The organism is Sutterella sp. (assembly GCF_030539355.1).
GTDB lineage: Bacteria > Pseudomonadota > Gammaproteobacteria > Burkholderiales > Burkholderiaceae_F > Sutterella.
The window spans coordinates 24,903-46,752 of the sequence record NZ_JAUNSF010000014.1 but is presented as its reverse complement, the minus strand read 5'-3'; the positions used below and the strand labels follow the sequence as shown (position 1 = coordinate 46,752).

The 21,850-nt window shown below is 67.0% G+C and carries 23 protein-coding genes; 7 read left to right on the top strand and 16 right to left on the bottom strand.

Going from position 1 to position 21,850, the window contains the following annotated elements; all coding sequences use genetic code 11:
- The coding region (locus Q4F91_RS04240; RefSeq protein WP_303334876.1) for an amidohydrolase at positions 1-911 on the bottom strand (911 nt) is incomplete at its 3' end.
- Positions 912-1,091: 180 nt separating this feature from the next.
- On the opposite strand from Q4F91_RS04240, the gene Q4F91_RS04235 reads away from it, so the two are divergent.
- The 4 genes from Q4F91_RS04235 to Q4F91_RS04220 all read left to right on the top strand — a co-directional run bounded on the left by Q4F91_RS04235 (position 1,092) and on the right by Q4F91_RS04220 (position 3,801).
- Positions 1,092-1,541, top strand: a complete 450-nt coding sequence (locus Q4F91_RS04235; RefSeq protein WP_303334874.1) for a nitrous oxide-stimulated promoter family protein — start codon at positions 1,092-1,094, stop codon at positions 1,539-1,541.
- On the top strand, positions 1,541-1,873 hold the full coding sequence (locus Q4F91_RS04230) for a hypothetical protein (protein ID WP_303334873.1): 333 nt from the start codon (positions 1,541-1,543) through the stop codon (positions 1,871-1,873). Before Q4F91_RS04235 ends, Q4F91_RS04230 begins: the two co-directional genes overlap by 1 nt.
- Before the next feature lie 234 nt (positions 1,874-2,107).
- A complete protein-coding gene (locus tag Q4F91_RS04225; RefSeq protein WP_303334871.1) occupies positions 2,108-3,103 on the top strand; it encodes an amidohydrolase family protein in 996 nt (331 codons plus the stop codon).
- Positions 3,104-3,126: 23 nt separating this feature from the next.
- Positions 3,127-3,801, top strand: coding sequence for an orotate phosphoribosyltransferase (locus Q4F91_RS04220; protein ID WP_303334869.1), 675 nt, complete (start codon positions 3,127-3,129; stop codon positions 3,799-3,801).
- A gap of 66 nt (positions 3,802-3,867) precedes the next feature.
- On the opposite strand, the gene Q4F91_RS04215 is transcribed toward Q4F91_RS04220, so the two are convergent.
- Positions 3,868-4,335, bottom strand: a complete 468-nt coding sequence (locus Q4F91_RS04215) for a DUF4186 domain-containing protein (protein WP_303334867.1) — start codon at positions 4,333-4,335, stop codon at positions 3,868-3,870.
- 142 nt (positions 4,336-4,477) lie between these two features.
- Here Q4F91_RS04215 and Q4F91_RS04210 point away from each other — a divergent pair, with 142 nt between their 5' ends.
- Positions 4,478-5,143, top strand: a complete 666-nt coding sequence (locus Q4F91_RS04210) for a response regulator transcription factor (RefSeq protein ID WP_303334865.1) — start codon at positions 4,478-4,480, stop codon at positions 5,141-5,143.
- Between the two features lie 61 nt (positions 5,144-5,204).
- On the opposite strand, the gene Q4F91_RS04205 is transcribed toward Q4F91_RS04210, so the two are convergent.
- The 4 genes from Q4F91_RS04205 to tadA are packed head-to-tail and all read right to left on the bottom strand — an operon-like array spanning position 5,205 to position 9,257.
- Complete coding sequence (locus tag Q4F91_RS04205; RefSeq protein ID WP_303334863.1) at positions 5,205-7,109, bottom strand: HAMP domain-containing sensor histidine kinase; 1,905 nt, start codon at positions 7,107-7,109, stop codon at positions 5,205-5,207.
- The gene (locus tag Q4F91_RS04200) at positions 7,106-8,062 is read right to left on the bottom strand and encodes an LD-carboxypeptidase (protein ID WP_303334861.1); all 957 of its coding nucleotides are present in this window, start codon (positions 8,060-8,062) and stop codon (positions 7,106-7,108) included. The genes Q4F91_RS04205 and Q4F91_RS04200 overlap by 4 nt, the downstream gene beginning before the upstream one ends.
- Positions 8,063-8,097: 35 nt before the next feature.
- Positions 8,098-8,334 carry a hypothetical protein gene (locus Q4F91_RS04195; protein ID WP_303334860.1) on the bottom strand — a complete coding sequence of 79 codons (237 nt, stop codon included), beginning with the start codon at positions 8,332-8,334 and terminating at the stop codon, positions 8,098-8,100.
- A complete protein-coding gene (gene tadA, locus Q4F91_RS04190) occupies positions 8,331-9,257 on the bottom strand; it encodes a tRNA adenosine(34) deaminase TadA (RefSeq protein WP_303334858.1) in 927 nt (308 codons plus the stop codon). Before tadA ends, Q4F91_RS04195 begins: the two co-directional genes overlap by 4 nt.
- 175 nt (positions 9,258-9,432) lie before the next feature.
- On the opposite strand from tadA, the gene Q4F91_RS04185 reads away from it, so the two are divergent.
- Positions 9,433-9,855: a hypothetical protein gene (locus Q4F91_RS04185; protein WP_303334856.1), complete on the top strand. Its 423-nt coding sequence runs from the start codon at positions 9,433-9,435 to the stop codon at positions 9,853-9,855.
- Between the two features lie 85 nt (positions 9,856-9,940).
- Here the strand turns inward: Q4F91_RS04185 and Q4F91_RS04180 are convergent, their stop codons facing one another.
- The 10 genes from Q4F91_RS04180 to Q4F91_RS04135 form a co-directional block, all read right to left on the bottom strand.
- Positions 9,941-10,240 carry a hypothetical protein gene (locus tag Q4F91_RS04180; protein WP_303334854.1) on the bottom strand — a complete coding sequence of 100 codons (300 nt, stop codon included), beginning with the start codon at positions 10,238-10,240 and terminating at the stop codon, positions 9,941-9,943.
- A gap of 21 nt (positions 10,241-10,261) precedes the next feature.
- Positions 10,262-11,428: an iron-containing alcohol dehydrogenase gene (locus tag Q4F91_RS04175; protein WP_303334852.1), complete on the bottom strand. Its 1,167-nt coding sequence runs from the start codon at positions 11,426-11,428 to the stop codon at positions 10,262-10,264.
- A 122-nt stretch (positions 11,429-11,550) separates the two neighbouring features.
- Positions 11,551-12,384: an RNA methyltransferase gene (locus tag Q4F91_RS04170; protein ID WP_303334850.1), complete on the bottom strand. Its 834-nt coding sequence runs from the start codon at positions 12,382-12,384 to the stop codon at positions 11,551-11,553.
- Positions 12,385-12,471: 87 nt separating this feature from the next.
- On the bottom strand, positions 12,472-13,161 hold the full coding sequence (gene rnhB, locus Q4F91_RS04165; RefSeq protein WP_303334849.1) for a ribonuclease HII: 690 nt from the start codon (positions 13,159-13,161) through the stop codon (positions 12,472-12,474).
- Between the two features lie 121 nt (positions 13,162-13,282).
- On the bottom strand, positions 13,283-14,464 hold the full coding sequence (lpxB, locus tag Q4F91_RS04160; protein WP_303334847.1) for a lipid-A-disaccharide synthase: 1,182 nt from the start codon (positions 14,462-14,464) through the stop codon (positions 13,283-13,285).
- Between the two features lie 88 nt (positions 14,465-14,552).
- Positions 14,553-15,341 carry an acyl-ACP--UDP-N-acetylglucosamine O-acyltransferase gene (gene lpxA / locus Q4F91_RS04155; RefSeq protein ID WP_303334845.1) on the bottom strand — a complete coding sequence of 263 codons (789 nt, stop codon included), beginning with the start codon at positions 15,339-15,341 and terminating at the stop codon, positions 14,553-14,555.
- A 294-nt stretch (positions 15,342-15,635) separates the two neighbouring features.
- The gene (gene fabZ, locus Q4F91_RS04150) at positions 15,636-16,115 is read right to left on the bottom strand and encodes a 3-hydroxyacyl-ACP dehydratase FabZ (RefSeq protein ID WP_303334842.1); all 480 of its coding nucleotides are present in this window, start codon (positions 16,113-16,115) and stop codon (positions 15,636-15,638) included.
- Positions 16,116-16,260: 145 nt separating this feature from the next.
- Positions 16,261-17,358: a UDP-3-O-(3-hydroxymyristoyl)glucosamine N-acyltransferase gene (lpxD, locus tag Q4F91_RS04145; RefSeq protein WP_303334840.1), complete on the bottom strand. Its 1,098-nt coding sequence runs from the start codon at positions 17,356-17,358 to the stop codon at positions 16,261-16,263.
- Positions 17,359-17,457: 99 nt separating this feature from the next.
- Entirely contained in the window at positions 17,458-17,997 is a 540-nt protein-coding gene (locus Q4F91_RS04140) for an OmpH family outer membrane protein (protein ID WP_303334838.1), read from the bottom strand.
- 182 nt (positions 17,998-18,179) lie between these two features.
- Entirely contained in the window at positions 18,180-19,454 is a 1,275-nt protein-coding gene (locus tag Q4F91_RS04135; RefSeq protein WP_303334836.1) for a M20/M25/M40 family metallo-hydrolase, read from the bottom strand.
- A gap of 316 nt (positions 19,455-19,770) precedes the next feature.
- Here Q4F91_RS04135 and Q4F91_RS04130 point away from each other — a divergent pair, with 316 nt between their 5' ends.
- Positions 19,771-21,600 carry an FAD-dependent oxidoreductase gene (locus Q4F91_RS04130; protein ID WP_303334834.1) on the top strand — a complete coding sequence of 610 codons (1,830 nt, stop codon included), beginning with the start codon at positions 19,771-19,773 and terminating at the stop codon, positions 21,598-21,600.
- The last annotated feature ends 250 nt before the right edge of the window (positions 21,601-21,850 follow it).

Below are 21,850 nucleotides of genomic sequence, written 5' to 3'. Positions count from 1 at the left end.
GCGAGATTGTCCGCGCCGGCGGTCTCGCGGATGGCGTCGGCGACCTCGGCCGTGAAGTCGTCGTCGTACCAGCAGGCCGGGCAGATGTCGTTCAGGATCACCTTGCCCTCGGCGCCGTAGGCGGCGGAGACGCCCGCGACGACCTGCTTGATGCGCTCGAGGAGCTCGTCCATCAGATCGTTCGTCTGCGCGCGCACGTCAAAGGTGATGCGGGCCTTGTCGGGAACCGTGTTCGAGGCGCCCGCGTCGGAGTGGATCTGCGTGGCCTTGGCCGACCAGGACATCTTCGGGTCGAGCCAGATCGCCTGGATGCCCTCGATCACCGCGACCGAGACGTCGATCGCGTTGACGCCGAGGTGGGGGCGCGAGGCATGCGCCTGGCGGCCCTGGATCTCGACCCAGAGCGTCGAGCTCGAGGTGTGGCGCACGGCGGCGCAGAGCTTGCCGGCGGGCACATCCTGGATCGGACGGATGTGGGCGCCGAGCGCGTACTCGACGTCGTCGAAGACGCCGGCCTTGAGCATCGCGGGAGCGCCCTTGAGCGTCTCCTCGGCGGGCTGGAAGAGGAGCTTGAGCGTGCCGCGGCGGACCTTGTCCTTCAGGCGGCTCGCCGCGGCGAGGAGCATGGCCGTGTGGGCGTCGTGCCCGCAGGCGTGGATGCAGCAGGGCTTGCCGTCGATGATGAAGGGCAGCGCGTCCATGTCGGCGCGGATCAGGAAGACGGGACCGGGCTCGGCGCCGCGGATGATGCCGAGCACGCCGGTGGTGCCGCCCACCTCGCGCTGGGTCTCAATGCCGAGCGCCTCAAGCTTCTCGGCGACGTACTTCGAGGTCTTCACCTCCTTCAAGCCCAGCTCGGGCATCTCATGGAGTTCACGGCGAAGCGCGACGGGATCGTATATCTGGGTCATCAATACTCACTCCGGGGTATGTGGTGCATCTCTAAGGAACCGCTGTAAAAGTTGCCCTGAAAAGGCATAATTTGTTCTCCCGCGGACTGCCTGAAGGCGGCCGCGCGGGTTACCTGACGTTATACGCCACCGGGAGCGCGACCGCCCGTCCCGGGGTTCCGATCCCAGCAATTCATTCACATGACCGAAGAGAAAGAGACCACCGCCCCCGCCGTCCGGCCGAAGCCGAAGGACAGGATGGCGCGCCTTGAGGAGATTCCGCGCCTGAAGGAGGAGGCGGCCACGATCCGCATCATGACGGGCGACTTCTGCGCGCATTTCCACGGCACGGACGGGAAGAATCTCTGTCCGGCCTGTCAGGAGTTCCTCGCCTATGCGCTCAAACGCCTCGCCTGCTGCCCCTACGGCGGCGAGAAGCCCGTCTGCGGCAAGTGCAAAATCCACTGCTACAAGCCCAGGGAGCGCGAGGTCGCGCGGAAGATGATGCGCTGGGCCGGCCCGAGGCTCATCTGGACGCACCCGAGGCTCGCCGTCCAGCATCTCATCGATCTCAGGCGCGAGGCGCCGGAGAAACCCCGCAACACCGCCCGTCCGGCCCGCCCGGCTCCCGATTCTGAAAGGAAGAACTGATGTTCCGACTGATTTTTCCCGCCCTCGCCCACGTCCTGATGGCCGCGCACCTGCAGTTCAACGGACTCGGCAACTATGCGGCGCTGCCGCTCTGCGCCGCGATGCTGCTCGCCGTCCCGCACCGCCCCATCGCCTGGTTGCAGTCCTTCCTCATGGTCCTCTGGGGCATCGAATGGATCCGCGCCGACTACTTCCTCGTCCTGCGCCGCATGATGTGGGGCGAGCCCTGGTACCTCGCCTGCGCGATCCTCGGCGGCTGCGCGCTCTTCTCGATCCTCTCGGCGCTTGTCTTCCGCTCCGACCGCCTGAAGCAGTTCTACGCACCGAACTGATTTTCCTCGAAAAAGTTTTCGGCCGCGGAAGTGGCTCCGCGGCCTTTTTTGTGTCCGCAGCGCATCGGCCAAGACTGTTACAGAGTGTTTCCGGAATTTGACCCCTAGGTAGTTCATCTATAGAGTGCTGTCAATTTAAGCTGATGAAACGTGATCACACCGCGTTCACGGCTTTTTTTGTGAGGTTTCCTTCCAAACACTCTCAAAACTGCCACTCTGCTAGGAGATTCGTCAATGTCCACGACTGAGAATGCCCCGCTGACGATCCGCGACATGCTCGAGCCCGCGATCCGGGCCGCCGGCGGCTGGGTCAACACCCACGCCCACGCTGACCGCGCCTACACCCTGAGTCCCGATGTGCTTGAGATGCGCCGCACCTGCACGCTCCAGCAGAAGTGGGACGCCCTCGACCGACTCAAGCGCGAGTCGACCGAGGAGGACTTCTACCGTCGCTTCTCGACCTTCTTCGAGAACCAGATCTCCCAGGGCGTCACGGCTCTCGCCACCTTCGTCGACATCGACCCGCAGAGCGAGGACCGCGCAATCAAGGCCGGCCTGCGCGCCCGTGAGCACTACAAGGACCAGCTCACGGTCAAGTTCGCCAACCAGACCCTGAAGGGCGTGATCAACCCCGAGGCCCGCAAGTGGTTCGACATCGGCGCCGAGCTCGTGGACATCATCGGCGCGCTCCCGAAGCGCGACGAGCGTGACTACGGCAAGGGCGACGAGGCCTTCGACATCATCCTCGGCACCGCCAAGCGCCTCGGCAAGATGGTCCACGTCCACGTCGACCAGTTCAACGAGTCGCTCGAGTACGAGACCGAGCAGCTCTGCGAGAAGACGATCGAGCACGGCCTTGAGGGCCGCGTGGTCGCCATCCACGGCATCTCGATCGGCGCTCACTCGAAGGCCTACCGCGAGCGCCTCTACGCGCTCATGAAGCGCGCCAACGTCATGATGATCGCCTGCCCGACCGCCTGGATCGACACGCCGCGCTCCGAGCAGCTCGTCCCGATGCACAACTCCATGACCCCGGTCGACGAGCTCGTGCCCGCGGGCATCACGGTCGCGCTCGGCACCGACAACGTCTGCGATGCCATGGTTCCCTGGAACGCCGGCGACATGTGGCACGAGATGACCACGCTCGCCACGGGCTGCCGCTTCGACTACTTCGACGAGCTCGTGAAGATCGCCACGGTGAACGGCCGCAAGGCGATCGGCATTGACTAACTGACTGAGGAGCATTGAAGAAAATGTACGTCTCTCCCATTGCCAACGACATTCTCGCCGGCCACCTCGTCAAGTACGGCGCCGTCTCCTTCCTGACCGACGATCCGATGCGCCTCAAGAGCGGCCTCGTCACGCCGATCTACGTCGACAACCGCTCGCTCACCGGCCACCCGGACGCCTGGCGCGACATCATCGAGACGACCTGCTCGCGCATCAGCCAGCTCGGCCTTGAGTTCGACATCATCGCCGGCGTCGAGGGCGCGGGCGTCTCGCACGCCGCCGCCCTCGCCTACCGCCTCGGCAAGCCCCACGTGTTCGTGCGCCAGCGCGCCAAGACCTACGGCGACCACAGCCGCGTCGAGGGCACGTCGGTGAAGGGCAAGCGCGTCCTCATCATCGAGGACCACATCTCGACCGGTCTCTCGCTCCTCTCGGCCGTCGAAGGCCTCAAGGAGGAGGGCGCCATCGTCGAGAACTGCCTCGCCATCACCTCCTTCGGCATCGACGAGACCTCGAAGCTCTTCAAGAAGGAGAACGTCGTCTGCCACGAGCTCCTCGACTTCACGCTCGTGCTCGACAAGGCGATCGAGCTCGGCAAGCTCGAGGCCTCGAAGAAAGAGACGCTCATCGACTGGCTCGCCAATCCGTGGACCTGGGCCGCCCGCCACGGTCTCACCCCGACGGGCAACGAGAACTGATAGTTCAGTTTCCCTGAAGCGCCTTTAGCGATGCGCCGGTTTTCCTTCTGGAAGCCGGCGCATTCTTTATTCGAAGAGCGAGTCCATGCCGGAGCCGTCGTCCGCAGGCACGGGCTTCCCGGCCTCCCCGCCGGGAGCTGGGTCCTCGAGTGCCGCGGGGTCGAGCCCCGCGCGCCTCAATTCCCCTTCGATCCAGGCCGAGAGGAGCGCCGTCACGCTCTCGACCTCCGCCTCCGTGAGCGCCCGGTCCTTCGGGATTCCCTGCCACTTGAAGAGGCACCCTCGGCAGCAGCAGGCGCACGCGTGCTGCGCGACGAACACCGGGTAGCCGCGCCAGGGCGTCTGCCGGCCGTCGTTCGGGATCTCCGCCGGCGCGAGGCGTTCCGCGACGATCTCGCGGGCATGACGGCGGACCGTGGCGAGGCCTTTCCTGCGGATCACCTCGATGTCGGCGCGGGAGAGATGGAATCCGGCGCGGAATGAGGAACGGGCGAGCCGTCCGAGCAGACTCTTCAGGTAAAACTGTTGAGACACGACTTAGCGATACCTCTCAGTGTCAGGGGCTTCCGCGGCAATTCCGGCGCGGTAATATGACGGGATGCACTGAACACCCATTGTTGACACCCTCCCTCCGGCGAATAACCTGCGCCCGGGGTGTCGCCCGAAAAGAATTTTCATGAAATATCTCATCGTTGACGATCACGCGCTCATCACCGGCGCCCTGACGCTGATGCTGCAGGACCGGGATCCGGAGGCCGAGGTCCACACAGCGTCCACCGCCACCGAGGCGCTGCAGCTTGTGAACCGCGAGTCCGACGCCGACCTCCTCATTCTCGACCTGTCGCTGCCGGATGTCACGGGCACGGAACTGATGGAGGAGATCGTCCGGGACCAGCCCATGCTCAAGATCCTCGTGATCTCCGGGGTCGCCGATCCCGAGAGCATCATGCGGACGCTGCAGCTCGGCGCCGCCGGGTTCGTCCCGAAGTCGCTCGACACCGAGATGCTCGGCAACGCCATTGACTTTGTGCTCAAGGGCGGCGTCTTCATTCCCTCGAAGCTCCTCACGGATTCGCAGCGCACGGGCTTCATCTCGCGCGCGGCCCAGCAGCTCAGACCCGAGGGCGGCGCCACCGAGACCGTCCACCTCACCGACCGCCAGAAGGAGGTTCTGGGGCTCCTCGCGCAGGGCGCGCCCATCAAGCGCATCTGCCGCGACCTCAACCTTTCCGAGGGCACCGTGAAGACCCACGTCGCCGCGATCTACCGCGCCTTCGGCGCCACGAACCGCACCGAAGCGCTGCTCGCCGCACGCCGCGCCGGATTCGACATCGCGCTCTGAGGCCTCACGTCAGACCTGCCCCTGAAGAACGCCCGTGAGCCTGAAGGCCGCGGGCGTTTCGTCATCCTTCGGTGCGACCCTGAAGCATTGAGACGGGACCCGAGCGGGAGGCGACCCCGGCGATCGCGGCCGAGAGCGCCTTGTCGGACGCGGGCTTCTGCAGGATCACCGGCATCTCGGCCGGCACCGATTCGCCCGCCTCCTTCATGCGGCGCCACTCGGCTTCGATCAGGTCCGTCGCGACGGCCGTGAGGAGCACTGTGGGCACGCGGTCGCCGAGCCCGGCCTCGAGGCGGCCCGCCGCGGCGAGACCCGTGAGCTCGCCGTCGCCGAGGTTGAAGTCGCTGAGGAGCACGAGCCTGCCCTTCTCCGCGCGCGCCTCGCGGGCGCGCTCGAGGAATTCCTCGCTCCAGGCCTCGGCCTTCACGACCGTGGCGCCCCAGCTCGTGAGCGTCGCAGAGAGTGCCTCGCCCACGAAGGGATTGTCCTCGAGGAGCGCGATGGCGCCCTCGAACCGGTCGACCGGGGCGTCGCCCTCGGGCTTGCTCTCAAGCACCTGGACCTGTTCGGTCTCGACCAAGTCGAGCACGAGGCGGAAGACCGAGCCGCGCCCGGGGCGGGAACCCACGGTGAGCTGGATGCCGAGCTGACGGCAGATGCCCTTGACGATCGAGAGACCGAGGCCGAAGCCCTCGCCCGGCTGGCGCTTTCCCGCCTTGCCGCGGTAGAAGGTGTCGAAGATCTTCCCGCGCTCCTCGCCGGTGAGACCAGGGCCGGCGTCATAGACGCCGAGCGTCACCTTGTGGTTGCCCACGCGCCTCGCCGCGAGCACGATCTCCGCGCCCGGGCGGTCGGTGTAGTGGATGGCGTTGCTGATGAGGTTCTGCAGCGCCCGGCGGATCATCAGACGGTCGGTCATGACGGCCGCGGGTATCGGCTGGATGCGGAGCTCAAGCCCCTTCTTCCGCGCGAGCGGCACGAAGTCGCGGGCGAGCCCGGAGAAGAGCTCGGGGATCGTGATCACCTCGGGATGAAGCTCGAGGCGCCCGAACTCCATGCGCGAGACCTCAAGCACCTGCTCGACAAGCGTCGAGATCGTCTTCGAGGTCTGCGAGATCTGCTCGATCACGGGCGCCGTCTGGGGCGTCGCGCGGCGCTTGAGGATGTCGAGGAAGATGCCCATCGCCTGCAGGGGCTGGCGGATGTCATGGTTCGCCGCAGCGAAGAACTGCGCCCGGCGGGCGCTCTCGAGCTCGGTCGCGCGGCGGGCGTTCTCGGTGCGCGTCACCTCGACCTTGAGGCGCTGCACGAGGCGCTGGTTCTGATCGTCCGAGAGGATCGTCGAAAGGAGGATCTCATTCAGGCGCCGGCCCGAGTAGAGCACGAAGCCGAGCAGAATGATGCCGATCAGCGCCATCATCGTCTGGCTCACGCCGTACTGCACGGCCACGGTGATCGTCACCGGGGCGAGCGAGAGGAGCGAGAACGCGGCGAGCGACGGCATCCAGCACGAGTAGACGGGCCAGCTCGCGAAGGTCACCGCCACGATGATGGCGACGACGAGCACCTGCAGCAGACCCGGATGCGGAATGACGAGCATGACGCCCGCCGTGCCCCAGATGATGCCCGCGCAGGAGGCGAGGATCGTCCAGCGACGGATCCAGAGACGGATGCGCTCGGCGCGCCTCGTGTCGCGCCAGAAGCTGCGCACGAAGACAAGCGAGAACCAGAGCTCGACAAGTCCGAAGACGCCCCAGACCACGAGCGCGATGCGCGAGACGCCGCTCGTCCAGAAGGCCGCCGTCATGCTCGCCATGCCGATGAACTGCGCGGCGATCGCGACGGGATAGAGCCTCAGCGACGTGAGAAAGAGCTTCGCGAGCGTGTGCGCGGTGATGCTCCGCGAGGCCGGAAGCGAGAGGAACCTTCTCAGAAAGCGAAAGATCGAGCGGCGCGAGGAACTCATCGGAGACCTCCGAAGGCGAGCGCGGCGTGCGTGCCCGAGAGCTCAAGCTCCGCGGGGACGCCCACGGGAAGAGTGGCCTGCGGCGGAACATGCCCGAAGGGGAAGCCCGTCACCATCGGAATCCGGGCGGGCAGGCGCCTCCTGATGGTCCCGAGCACCGAGGCGACGGTGTAGTCGCCCTCGAAGCGCCACGCGTCGTCGGCGCCCGTGAAGCTGCCGATCAGAATCGCCTTCTGCTTCTCAAGAATTCCGGCTTCGAGGAGCGTGAGCAGCATGCGCTCGACGCGGTACGCGGCCTCGTCCACGTCCTCGAGGAAGAGAATGCCGCCCTCGACCGCGTCGGAAGGGAACCAGCGCGTGCCGACGAGACTCTCGATGAGGCAGAGGTTGCCGCCCCAGAGCGTCCCCGTGAACCTGCCCGCGGTGCCGCTCCCGATGAGTCCGGCCTCGCCCTCCCACTCGAGCGACCCCGGATCGGCGCCGAACACCACGCCGAACCGCTTGACCATGAAGGGATCGAGGCGCTCGAAGCTCATCAGCATCGGGCCGTGCCACGAGGGGCGCCCGGTCTTCGCGAGGAGCGCGAGATTGAAGGCCGTGAAGTCGGAGTACCCCACCATGGGAAGCGTCGCCCGCCCGATCCGCTCCCAGTCAAGGAGCGGCAGCACACGCGTCATGCCGTATCCGCCGCGGAACGCCATCACGAGATCGGCTTCCCTCGAGAGAAGCGCCTGCTCGAAGTCCGCCGCGCGGCGTTCGTCATCGCCGGCGAGCCGCCCCATGCATTCGAAGGCCCCGCCCATCATGACCGGAATCATGCCGAGGCTTCTCAGCCCGCGGAGTCCCCGCTCCCGGCGCGCATGGTCAATTTCACCCGTCCTCGTGATCACCTGGTGTGAGGGCGCGGGAATCACGATCCTGCGGCCGCGGAAAACATCGTCACCGGCATTCATTGTCTTCTCTTCCTCAATGATTCTCTTCGGAAATCTCACTTTCCGTCCGTCTCGCGCAGCGCCTCGAGCCCCTTCGCGCAGGCCCGGAGCGCCCAGGCGCGCAGCGTCGCCTGGGTCTCCCCCGTCGCATCGGCGAGCACGGCAAGCGGAACGCCCCCGAGGAGCATCTTCACGCAGGCCACGCGCCAGCGCCACCGCGCGTCCGGGGTCCCGGTGAGAATCTCCGCGGCATGCTCGCGCAGCCTGCCGACGTCCCGATCCACCTCTGTCATTCGTCCTCCTCCCGGGCCGCCGAGCGGCGCCCCTCGAAAAATGTCTTCACAAGCTTCGCCCCTTCCTCGGCGAGCACGCCGCCCGTGATCACCGGGCGATGGTTGACGCCCGGGATGTCAAAGAGCCTCAGCGCCCCCTCGAGCGCCCCGCGGCGCGCGTCCGGCGCGCCGTAGACGATCCTCGCGCAGCGCGCCTCGGCGATCGCGCCCGCGCACATCGGGCAGGGCTCGAGCGTCACGTAGAGCGTCGTTCCGCCGATCCGGTGGTTGCAGAGCGCCCGGGCGGCACGCCTGATGGCCACCACCTCCGCGTGCGCCGTGGGGTCGCCCGTGCGCAGCGTCTCGTTGGCGCCGCGCGCGACAATCTCGCCCTCCTTCACGACGACGGCGCCGACGGGCACCTCGCCCGCCTCGAAGGCCGCCTGCGCCTCCCGGAGCGCCTCGCGCATGAAGCGGCGGTCGGCCTCGGGGTCGGCCGCGGGCGAGGGGGCCGCGTTCACCGTGCGGTTCCTCGCCTGGAGCGACTCGCGCATCCTCGCGCGCCGCTCGGCGAGGATCGTGCGGGCAGCCTCGAGCTCGTCGAGGAGCCGCCGCATCGTCACGCCGGGGAGCGGCTCAAGATGATTGGCATACCCGCCCCCCGTGCGCTCAAGAAGCCCCTCGGCGAGGCAGATTTCCTTCAATTCATCCGGGGCGCTCACGAGCCAGTCGGCCGCACCCGCGAGAAAATCAGCGAATGCCTGCCGAAGCTCCTCTTCCGTGAGCCGGCGTCCCGCGGTCGGAAGAAGCGCCGCCCCGGCCACGAGCCGCCTGTCGCGGGGCTCGGCCGCGACGAGGTTCGCGAGCGGAATCCCGCGGCGAATCGAGAGCTCGGTGAAGCGCCCGATGTCTGCGAGCGAGTAGTCACACGGGACGTAGGTCATTGAAAAATCCTTGAATTCCTGCTTTTCCGGAAGTCCGTCGGCAAGAGCCGCGGGCCTGATGACGGACCCGTCGAATTGTATCGAAGCGCTTCGCCCGCCTCCTCAGCCGTCCGGTGGCGTTCCTATACTTTCAGAATCGTACTTTCCACACCTTTTCCAAGGAACGATGACTCCAATGACCCGCAAGCTTGCCGCCGCAGCGCTCGCCGCGCTCCTTCTTCCCGCCGCCCTGCCCGTGTCCGCCGCCGAGCCCGCCGAGGCGCTCGCCGACTGTCTCTACAAGAACACCTCGGGCACCGACCGCGACGTGTTCGTGCAGTGGGCGTTCGTGACGATCGGAAAGACCGAGGCCGCGAAGAGCATCACGGCCATCTCCGACAGCAAGCGCAAGAGCGTCGAGCAGAAGGCGCAGTCGACGCTCACGCGCGTCGTGATGAAGAGCTGCCCGAAGGAATCGATGCAGCTCCTGCTCAAGGACCCGAAGAAGGGCCTCGAGAACACGCTCCTCTCGCTCGCGCAGAAGCTTGTCACCGAGGAGCTTTCGCGCCGCTCGTCGCCCATCCTCAACCTGACGATCACCGATCTCCTCAAGCGCTGATCAGGCGCGACCGGGAAACCGTCAAAGGAAAAGAGGGAGGCCTTTCGCGGGGCCTCCCTCTTCTCGTCCGTGCGCCTTCAGGACCTTACTTCGCGGCCTTCGCCGCTCTGCGGGCGGCCTCTGCCGCCTGCCACTCGTCCCAGGCGGACTGCATCTCGATCCACGGCGCGGCGCCCGTGCCGAAGATCGTGCCGGCCGTGGCGGCCATCTCGGGCGTCAAGGGTGCGGCACCGGCGAGCACCTTCCCGAGGGACGCCTCGTCAAGGGCGAACCACTTCGCGGCGAGCGCGGGAGGCGTGTCGGCGAGGATCGCGGCGAGCACCTCGCCGGGATGCTGGGGAGCGGACGGCGCCCGGCGGGCGCCTCTGGCAGGCTTCTGAGGCATGGCGCTTGGTTCCTTCAGCGATCAGCGGGCACCCGTGAGGATCGCCTCGACATCGTCGGCGTCGAGCGCCTTGAGATGACCGACCGTGCCGTTGCGGCAGCAGTGGTGGGCGAGGGACTCGATCGGGCAGTCGGCGGCGCCGAGGGCCTCAAGCGTGGTCGGGAGCTTGAGCGCCTGGATCCAGCCGACGAACTTCGCGATGCCGAGCTCGATCGTGGCCTTCTCGTCAGCCTGCGGGGCGACTCCCATCACGTTGACGGCGAAGGTGACGAAGCGGGCCGGGGCGAACTTCGAGACATAGCGCATCCAAGCCGGGATCACGACGGCGAGACCGCAGCCGTGGGTGATGTTCTCGTTCCAGCCCGAGATCTCGTGCTCGATCGCGTGGCAGGCCCAGTCCTCCTCGCGGCCGAGACCGAAGTAGCCGTTGTGGGCGTAGGAGCCCGCGAGGCCGATCTGGCACCAGGAGTCATAGTCCTTCACGTCGGCAAGCACCTTCGGGCCGAACTCGATGATCGTGCGCAGGGCCGCCTCGGCCTGGCCGTCGGTGTAGGCCGTGTTCGTGGTGTTCGAGAAGTAGCGCTCGAGGATGTGCGAGAACATGTCGAGCACACCCGCGCTCACCTGCACGGGCGGGAGCGTGAAGAAGCGCTCGGGGTTGATGAAGGCGGCCTTCGGGCGGATGCACTCGACGCCGATGCCGGCCTTCGTGCCGTGGTGCGTGATCACGCAGCGGATCGACTGCTCGGAGCCCGCGGCGGGAATCGTGAGGACGGCGAAGACGGGGGCGGCCTTGACGGGCTTGGCCTTGCCTTCGAAGAAGTCCCAGCAGTCACCCTCGTACTCAAGGCCCATGGCGACGGCCTTGGCGGTGTCGATCACGGAACCGCCGCCGACGGCGACGACAGCCTTGACGCCCTGGTCACGGATCCAGTCGATCGTCTCGCGGATGAAGCCCATGCGGGGATTCGGCTGGACGCCGCCCTTGTCGAGGACGGTGAAGCCCGCCTCCTCGAGGCTCTTCTCGACGGCGCCGAGAATGCCGGTGCGGACCGCGGAGCCGCCGCCGTAGATGACGAGCACCTTGCCCGGCGCACCGAGAACATCCAGGGCTGTCTTGCCCACGGAAAGCTCGGCGTCACGGCCGAAGACGAGACGGGTGGAATTCTGATAGGAGAAATTAAGCATGGAGAAATGCCTCTCAGAAAAATTGAGATGTTCCCTCCCCGGCGCATTCCCTTTCGGCTCGTCAGGGAGCCGCAAGTGCGAAAAGGAATCCGCCCGGGAGCCGGGTTTGTGAGTGCGGAAAATTATTCTGCCGCCGGAGACGTCCCTTTGCGCAGCGCGCGGCGGCGGCTCGAGTCAAAGAGACAGACGGCCGCGGCGGCGCCGACGTTGAGCGATTCGACGCCCGGCGAAATCGGTATCCAGTATCGTTCATCGGACACTGCGAGCGCATCAGCCGAAAGACCGGGGCCCTCCGCGCCCATCATCCAGCAGACGGGGCCGGCGGAGGTGTAGTCCGGGGCCTCGAAGAGGTTCGAGCCCCCTCGCGCGTCGGCGGCGAGCAGCCGCCCGCGGTATGCCTCACGGAATTTCCTCAGATTCATCCCCTCGATCAGGTGCACGGAGAAGTGCGCGCCCATGGCCGCGCGCAGCACGCGCGGGGTCCAGAACCCGGCGGTGCCGGGGCCGGCGATGACGGCCTTCACGCCCGACGCGGCGGCCGTGCGGATCATCGTTCCCACGTTGCCCGCGTCCTGGACGCCGTCAAGGTAGAGCGCATCCTCCCAGGCCCAGTCATCCTCGGATGCGGGCACGGGAATCTCGATCTCGCACATCACGCCGACGCCGTTCTCGACGGGCGATATCTGCGAGTAGATCCTGTCGGCGAGGAGGAAGGCCGGCGCCTTGCGCTCGGCCGACACGGTCTCGGCCAGATCCACGGCCTCCTCGGTCACGGCGCCCGAGCAGAGCATGACGGCGTGCACGCGGACCTCCGGATGCTCGGCGACCGTCTGCAGGAGATGAATGCCCTCGAGCAGAGCCGCGCCCTCGCGGCGGACGGCACGGAGTTCGGTCGCAAGCTTCTTCCAGCGCTTCACACGCGGATTGGCGTCGCTTTCAATGTAGAGATGACTCATGAGAACGTCCTGGGATGTGCTGCGGGCACCTTTCTTAGGGCGCCTCGGGGTTCTGTTCTTTCTTCTTGTCCGACGGGTTTCTGAAGCCTAGTGCGTTTTGCCCTCGGACGCAAACATGGACTTCACGGGCTCGAAGCTCCTGCGGTGCACCGGCGAGGGCCCGAGGCGCGCGATGGCCTCGAGATGCGCCTTCGTGCCGTAGCCCGCATGGACCGCGAACCCGTAGCCGGGGTACTCGCCGTCGAGCTCGGCCATGAGCGCGTCTCGCGCGGTCTTCGCGAGAATCGAAGCTGCGGAGATCGCCGGCACGAGCGCGTCGCCCTTCACGATCGTCTCGAAGGGAGCCTTGAGATGATGGGGCGCCCGGTTGCCGTCGATCACGATGAACTCGGGCGCCCTGCCCGACGAGGTCTCGAGCGCCTCGAGCGCCCGCTCCATTGCGAGAAACGTCGCCTCAAGGATGTTGACGCGGTCGATCTCCTCGACCGAGGCCCAGCCGATGCCCCAGGCGAGCGCACGCTCGCGGATCAGAGGCGCGAGTTCCTCGCGGCGCTTCGCCGAGAGCTTCTTCGAGTCGGCGAGGCCCTCGATCGGGCGCTCCGGATCAAGGATCACCGCGGCGGCCGTGACGGGACCGGCGAGAGGACCGCGTCCGGCCTCGTCGACGCCGGCGGTGAGAAGCGGAAACCCGGAGAGGCCGTCGGCGAGGAAGAGACTTCCGGCGAACGGATCGGAGGACGCGGATTTCGTGTGTTTCGGGGACGGGCGGCGCGGCATGGAAAGACGGAAACCGGGGATGCAGAAAATTGAAAGGCGCGGCAGCCCGGGAAAACGGACACCGCGCCTCTTCTCCGCTCACCCGGACCTGAGAGCCCGGGGGACGCGGGGAGGAAAAGGATTACCAGCGGCGGAGCGCACGCGACGCGAGCACCTCGGCGACGAGCGAGGCCGTGTCGGCGCGCAGCGTCTCGTGCAGGGCGGAGAAGCGCTCGGCGAGCTCCTTCTTCTTCGCCTCGTTCGTGAGCGCCTCCTCAAGGGCCCAGGAGATCTGGTCCGCACGGCAGTAGTACTGCAGGAACTCGGGAACGACGTTCTCGCCCATCAGGATGTTGGGGAGCGACACATGGCGCACGAGGCCCTTCTTCTGCATGAGCACGCCGGTGAGGGCGGGCATGCTGTAGCCGACGACCATCGGCTTCTTGTAGAGCGCGGCCTCGAGGGTCGCCGTGCCGGAGGCGACGAGCACCGCGTCGGCGGCCTCGATCATGCGGTGGCTCTCGCCGATGCGCACGATCATGCGCTGCGCGAGGCGGGCGTACTGACCGGCGATGAAGATGATCCTCTCGCGGGCCTGCTCGTCGGCGGCGGGGATGAGGACGTGCATGTCGCCCATGCGGTGCAGGAGCTTCTCGACGGCGCCGAAGAAGGCCGGGGCGCAGCCCTTGACCTCGTCAAGACGGGAGCCCGGCATCACGGTGACGACCGGGAGCGAGTCCTCGCCGAGGCCGTAGTCGCGGCGGGCGGCCTCGCGGTCCGGCTCCATCGGAATGACGCTCGCGAGCGGGTGACCGACGTAGGTCGCGTCAATGCCGGCGCGACGGTAGATCGCCTGCTCGAACGGGAAGACGAGGAGCATGTGATCGACGGAGCGGCGGATCTGGTGGATGCGCTCGGGGCGCCAGGCCCAGATCGAGGGGCTCACGTAGTGAACGGTCGGGATGCCGCGGCGGCGCAGCTGCTGCTCGATGCCGAGGTTGAAGTCCGGGGCGTCGACGCCGACGAACACGCGGGGGCTCGAGGCGGCGAAGCGCTGCACGAGATCGTTGCGCAGGCGGATGAGGCGCGGCAGGTGCGCGATCACCTCGACGTAGCCGCGCACGGAAAGCTCGCGGATGTCGTGCCAGGCGTGGAAACCCTTCTCGCGCATGCGCGAGCCGCCCACGCCGTACTGCGGGGCGCCGTCGAAGCGCTTTGAAACCTCGTCGAGCGCGAGGCTCGCGATGTAGTCGCCGCTCGCCTCGCCGGCGAGCCAGATGACGCCGTGATTCTCGAGCGCGGAATTCTGTTGATGCGTGCCCATAGTGGTTCGGTCTCCAGTCGGGTCAGTTTTTTGTCAGTTCTCTGTTCGGGGTCTCGCCGCGGGACGCGCAGCAGTTTCGGAAAAGCGCTCAGCGGATGATGCCGCGGGCGCTCGAACGAACGAATTCGAGGAAGACGGTGAGCTCGTGCTCGGCCGTGGGATGCTCGGCGATGAGCGCCTCCATGCGCTCGACCGCCTCCTTCACCGTGAGGTTCTCGCGGTAGAGGTGGCCGTAGGCCTTGCGCAGCGCGCGGATCTGCTCGTCGCTCCAGCCTGCGCGGCGCAGGCCGATCAGATTGAGGCCGGCGACCTTGCAGGGGTTCAGGTGGCAGATCACATAGGGCGGAACGTCCTGGACGACGCCCGAGGCACCGCCCACCATCGCGTACTCGCCGATGCGGACGAACTGGTGGATGCCGGCCTGGCCGCCGATGATCGCGTGGCTGCCCACCTGGACATGGCCCGCGAGGGCGACGTTGTTGGCGACGACGATGTCGTCGCCCACCTGGCAGTCATGCGCGACGTGCGCATTGGCCATCAGCAGATTGCGGCTGCCGACGCGGGTGATGCCGTGGTCCTGGATGGTGCCGATCGCGAGCGTGCAGTTCTCGCGGATCACGTTGTCGTCACCGACGACGAGCTCCGTGTCCTCGCCCTTGTACTTCTTGTCCTGCGGCGCGCAGCCGATGCAGGCGCCTGCGTAGACGAGGTTGCGTTCGCCGAGCACGGTGCGGCCTTCCACGACGACGTGGCTGCGCAGCACCGTTCCCCTTCCGATGCGGACGTTCGGTCCGACGATGCAGAACGGCCCGATCACGACATCATCGGCGATCTGGGCTTCGGGGGAGACGATGGAGCTCGAATGAATCTGGGACATGGGATGGTCTTCTCAGGATGATCTGCCGCCATTTTTTCAGACGGAGCTTCGGGGCGGCTTAAGCCGTGAGGGGCGGCAGCCGCTTTCCGGGACCTTCTGCGCCCGGGGGATTTCCTCTTCAAGGAGCCTCCGGCGCGGTGTCCATCCGATTAATTATAAAGAGCGCACCGCGGTACTCCAAAAAAGGAGATTTCAAGATGCAAAAAAGGCGGGGCGCCGTCCTCATTTCAGACAGCGTCTCCGCCTATTTCAAGCGGCGCCCGGGGAAACCCTCCCGGGCCCGGAGGAAGGCGATCAGCCCGCGGCCGGCTCGCTCTTCTGCGGGGCCGGACGGTAGGCGCACATCATCTGCGCCTGGGCGGCCACCTTGCCGTCAACGCGGGCGACGGCCTCGAAGATGCCCATGCCGAGCTTGCTCTTGATGAACTTGCCCTCGATCACGAGCTGGTCGCCGGGCTGCACGATGCGCTTGAAGCGCGCGTTGTCGATGCCGGCGAAGTAGAAGAGGCACTTCTTCGGATCCACGTCCTTCGGCAGGCGGGCGAGCGCGATGATCGCGCAGGTCTGGGCCATCGCCTCAATGATGAGCACGCCGGGCATCACGGGCGCCTGCGGGAAGTGGCCGGTGAACTGCGGCTCGTTCATCGTCACGTTCTTGATCGCGACGACACGGTCGAGCTCGTCGGAGAGCTCGAGCACGCGGTCGATCAGAAGGAACGGATACCGGTGAGGAAGCTGCTCCATGATGTCCAGGATGTTGAGGCTCTTCGGCATGGCTCAGGAAATCTCTCTTGTGATTGGTTTTTGCTTGTGTCCGCTGCGCCGGGGCGCCGCCGGAACGGGTCTTCTGAAGTTCGGGGATTCCGCCCCGCGCGGACCGGTCGTGATCCGCGCGAGGGAAGTATCTATTTTCGCGCTTTTAGGCTTCCTTTGCTTCTTCCTTTCGGATTAGCGCACGGAGTTGCTCGACCTCCTTCTCGAGGCGCTTGAGATCCCTGCGCATCTCCGGGAGGCGCGCCGTGATGGAGGCGCTCAGCATGAACTCGCGCTTCGAGAGCGCCGGGAAGAAGCCCATCTGCTCGGCGGGCTCCTTGCCCCAGCCGGTGATGGCGGTGGCGGGACCGACGCCCGAGCCCGACGGAATCGTGATGTGACCGTTGATCATCGCCGCGCCGCCGATCATCACGTGGTCGCCCACGGTGGTCGAGCCGGCGATGCCGACGCAGGAGGCCATCACGCAGTGGCGGCCGATGCGGTCGTTGTGGCCGATCTGGACCTGGTTGTCGAGCTTTGTGCCTTCGCCCACGACGGTGTCCTCGAGCGCGCCGCGGTCCACGGTCGTGTTGGCGCCGATCTCGACCTCATTGCCGAGCACGGTGCGGCCGCGCTGCGGGATCTTCACCCACTCGCCGCGGAAGGGCGCGAAGCCGAAGCCGTCGCCGCCGAGGACCGCGCCCGACTGGATGCAGCCGCCCTCGCCCACGACGGTGCCTTCGTAGAGCACGGCGTTGGGGTAGATGATCGTGTCGGCGCCCACCTCGCAGTTCTCGCCCACGACGACGCCCGAGCTGATGAGGGCGCGGGGCCCGATCTTCGCGCCGCGGCGCACGACCGCGAACACGTCCACGGTGGCGGTCGGGTCAACCTCGGCGCCATCCTCGACGTAGGCGCGCGGGTGGATGCCGGGATTGCGCTTCACGGGGTAGAAGACCTGGCTCGCGAAGGCAAAGAAGGCGTAGGGGTTGTCGCAGATGAGGATCGTGCGGGCGGGAAGCGTCTCGCCGAAGACGCCGGCGGCGTCCTTCTCACGGAGCACGAGGGCGGCCGCGCGGCTCGCCTTCATAGCCTCCGCGTAGCGCGGATCCGTGAGGAAGCTCAGATCGCCCTCGCCCGCCTGATCGGGCGGCATGAAACGGCCGACGGGCACGTCCTCGCCCGAGATGCGCATGGAGAGGCGCCCCTTGGCGCGCTCGTTCACGGCCTCGACGAGCTTCGAGAGCATGAGGTTCTGAGACATAACTGTTCCTTGGGGAGATAAGTGATTGTTTTCGGGCGGGGGTGCCCGTCGCCGGATTCAGAGGGATGCCGGCAAAAATTTTTAGTCAGAAGACCGCCCTTACTTCTTCCTGGCGGACTTCTGCTGAACGCCGCGGTCGAGTTCCTCGATCACGCGGCTCGTGAGATCGATGCGTGCGCTCGCGAAAAAGTATTCGTCAAGCACCAGGTCGAAGTTTTCCTTCTTCGCGATCTCCTGCACGACGCGACCGGCGCGGTTCTGCAGCAGCAGCACCTCCTCGTTGCGTCGCTGGTTGAATTCCTCGCGCGCCTCGCGGCTGCGGCGGGTGACGTCACGCTCCATCTCGGCGAGCGCACGGCGTTCCTGCACACGCTCGCCCTCGTCCATGTCGGCCGAGTTCTTCTCGAAGCGCTCGAGACGGGACTTGAAGCGGCGGCTGATCGCCTCGATCTCCTCCTGACGGCGCTGGCCTTCGGCGTTGAGCCGCTCGCTCGCCTCGTTGGCGACCTTCGACTCGCGCAGGATGCGCTCCATGTTGACGACGCCGATCTTCAGTTCCGCGGAAACCGCCTGGGGCGTCGTGAAGGCGACGACAGCGGCGAGGAGAGCGGCCGAGCAGCCGAGACCGAATGAGCGCATGAACGTGTACTCCCGGAGTTGCCGGGCCGGCAGGGACTTCGCTCTGCAAAAAATCCGGCCCGTGATGAAGCGTCTTGTCCGTGAGGGCCGCCGGGAGGAGCTTTGCCTTCCGGGGCGGCCCGCGGGATCTTTGATTTTAGCAACCGCCCGCGGACGGGCGGTCTTGTTTTACATCAGAGATATCAGGCGAGCTTCGGCAGCCCCGCCGGGGACACGCCGGCGATGCCCGTGAGCGCGAGCGCGATGAGAATCGCGAGCTGCGGACCTTTCTCCATGTCGGTCGAGTCCCAGTACTCCTTGAGGCTGTGCTCGTTGACGGTGACGCCGCCCGTGCCGATGCAGGCCGAGGGCACGCCGATCGAGATCGGCTTGTTGGCATCGGTCGAGGAGGAGCGGCACTGCTTCACCTCGATGCCCATGCGGTTCATCGCGCAGAGCGCGGCCTGCACGACGGGCGAGTCGGCGGGCTGCTGGCCGGCCGGGCGGTTGCCGATCTGGGTCTTCACGAGGCGCAGCCTGTGATCCTCGTCGGCGGCGGGCCAGCGGGCGTTCTCAAGCTCCACGCCCTTCTCGAAGGCGGCGAGCATGCGCTCCTCGAGGGCCTCTAGTTCCTGAAGATTGACCGAGCGCATGTCGACGTCGACCTCGCAGCGCGCCGCGATCGAGTTGACCGTCGTGCCGCCCTTGATCGTGCCGATCGTGAAGGTGGTCTTGGGGTCCGCGGGAGGATCGAAGTCCGCGATGATATTGCCCGCGCGGCACATCGCATGAATCGCCGAGGGGACCTTGCCGTAGTCGATGTAGGAGTGTCCGCCCTGGCCCTCGATCGCGATGCGCCAGCGGTGCGAGCCCGTCGCGCCGTTCTGCACGGTCGTCACCTCGCACATGTCGAGCGCGAGGAAGCCGTCGATCCTGCGGGAGCCGTCAAAGAGCGCCTTCGCGCCGCGGATGTCGCCGTTGCCTTCCTCGCCGACGGTGCCGACGAAGAGGATGTCGCCCTCGGTCTGGATCCCGGCGCGGTTGAGAGCCCTCAGCGTCTGGAGCATCGAGCGCAGGCCCGAGGCGTTGTCGCCGATGCCGGGGCCGCGGTAGAGCGGGCCGTCCTTCGTCACCGTGAGATCGGTGCCCGCGGGGAAGACCGTGTCGAGATGGGCGGCGATCGCGAGGACGGGGCCGCTGCCGGTGCCGGGGCGGCGACCGACCACGTTGCCCGAGGGATCGATCACGACGTCCGTGAGACCGTATTCACGGAGCAGCGCCGCGACGGCCTCGCCGCGCACGCCCTCGGCGAACGTGGGCGACTCGATCTGCGAGATGCGGATCTGCTCGGCGACGGCGCGCTCCGTCTCCTCTACGCAGACCTCAAGCGCCGTCTTCACGGCGGGGAGCTCACTGAGCGCCTCAATGCGGGTCTTCATTGCAGGCTGAAGCTCGGGAATGCAGTCCTTGGAAGCCATTTGCGGTCTCTCTCCTTCGGGGTGGCGATGCCGCCGACGACGGGTTGCCCCTCTTGCCGGCGGCCTCGAATTGTTCTCTGCCCGGACGTCCCCGTCCGGACCATCTTTCATGATACCGACCCTCGCACACGGGCGACACGCTCGATTGTGTCGAAGGACTTCCTTGCTGACCTGTGCATCTGAATTTCAGTGCCCATTAAGCGCGCTCTGACAATCTTTCGGCCCAAATGCACACCGTGCCGGCCCCCGGGGGAGCTCCCAGGCTTCCCTGACGGCACCGCAGAGAATCCACCGGACAAATTTCGGGAGAAAAGAATTGAAGACCACCAGTTCCCGGCGCCTTGAGCGCACGCTCGTCGCCGCCGCCATCCTCTCGGCCTGCGCCGCCTCGTTCGCCGCCGAGACGGCACCTGCCGAGGCCCCGACCCGTGCACCGCTGCGCGCCGGAACCTACACCGAGACGACGCCGGGCCTGAACGGCATGATGGAGGTCGAGGTGAAGCTCTCCGAGAACCGGATCGAGTCCGTGCGCGTCGTGAAGAGCGCCGAGACGCCCTTCATCGCCGACGAGCCGATGCGTCAGGTGACCGAACAGGTGCTCGCCCGCCAGAACCTCGCGGTGGACACGGTCGCCGGCGCCACGCGCTCGACCGCCTCGCTGCTCCGCGCGATCGGCCAGGCGATCGAGAGCGCCGGGGGCTCAAGCGCCGAGTGGACGCCGGACCCTGTGATCATTGATCCCGCGACGCTCCCGCTCGCCGAGACCCCTGACGCCGACGTCGTGGTCGTGGGCGCCGGCGCCTCCGGCCTCGCCGCGGCCGCCGCGGCCGCAGACGCGGGCGCCCGCGTCGTCGTGCTCGAGAAGGCCCCCGCTGTGGGCGGCTCGGCCGCCCTCTCCCCGGGCCTCCTCACGGCCGCCGGCTCCGACATTCAGAAGGCGAGCGGCCTTCCCGCCGATCCCCAGGGCCTCGTGAAGCTCTGGCTCGAAGATCAGAAGCAGTCCGTGCGCGGCGGCTCGCGCCTCTACCCGGACGCGACCCGCGTCGAAGGCATCGTCGCGCAGAGCGCCGAGACGGTCTCCTGGCTCACGAAGACCGTGGGCCTGCAGTTCTCCGCCAACCCGGCCGCGGCCGACGGCATCGGCGCCTATGCGCTCATCCCCGCCGGCGTCGAGGCGGGCCGCCCGGCCGGCGCCTCGCAGGCCGACGCCCTCGCCGGCTTCGTGACAAAGAAGGGCGGAAAAATTCTCACGGGCACCGGGGCCTGGAAGCTCCTCACCAACGCGGACGGCTCGGTCGCGGGTGTGGCGGCCGCCGACGGCACCAATCGCTTTGAGTTCCGCGCGAAGGCGGTCGTCCTCGCCACGGGCGGCTTCGGCGCCGATCTCGTCAAGATCACCGAGCGCCAGCCGCGCTGGGCGGTCTACGCCGAGCAGAGCGCCGCGGCGGAGGGCAGCACCGGCGACGGTCTCGAGCTCGCCGCCCAGGCCGGCGGCCGCGAGGTCGCCGACAGCTGGCTGATCGGCGTCGGCATCAAGCCCGCCTACAGGCCCATCGCAGAGAACATGCTCGGCCCCCGCGGCTGGGCTGGCATCACGCTCGTCAATGAGAAGGGCGTGCGCTTCGTGCGCGAGGACCAGCCCGTCATCACCGACGCGATGAGCGAGCAGCGCGACACGTGGCTGATCGTCGACAGCGCCGACAAGGAGAAGGCGAACAACCTGCTCGCCTACTTCGGCTACGACACCGTGGTGGTCGGTAACACCTTCGAGGAGCTCGCCCGCCGCATGGGCTCGAACGCGAGCACCTTCGCCGCGACGATGAAGAAGTACAACGAGGACGCGGCCGCCGGAAAGGACACGCTCTTCGGCCGCGCCGCGGAGAACCTCACCCCGATCACCGCCGAGCCCTTCTTCGCCGTGCGCGTGCGTCCGGTGATCGGCGGCACGATCGGCGGCGTCGTCACCGACGCGGGCTGGAAGGTTCTCAATTCAAAAAATGCCCCGGTCCCGGGTCTCTGGGCCGTGGGCGAGATGGCCAACCGTCCGTTCTACAACCGCGTCTATGAACCGGGCACGAGTCTGCTCATCGCCTACACCTCCGGCCTCGCCGCCGGCCGTGCGGCGGCTGCAGCCGCGCTCAAGTAAACGACAGGCTTGAGTCACCTCACGAGCGGCGCTTCCCCGTTGATCGGGAGGCGCCGTTTTCTTCTCTTCAGCGCCTCTCTCCGGGGCATTTTCCTCTTGTGGATAAGCGGTGAATATCTCCTCCGCGAATATGCACACAGAACGTGGGCAAGCTTGTGGATAAGTCGCACTTCCCTACAGCCGCAGGGAAAGACAGGCTGCCTATTTTTTAGGCAATGAAATTTCAGCCTGTGGACAAGCCGTGCAGAAC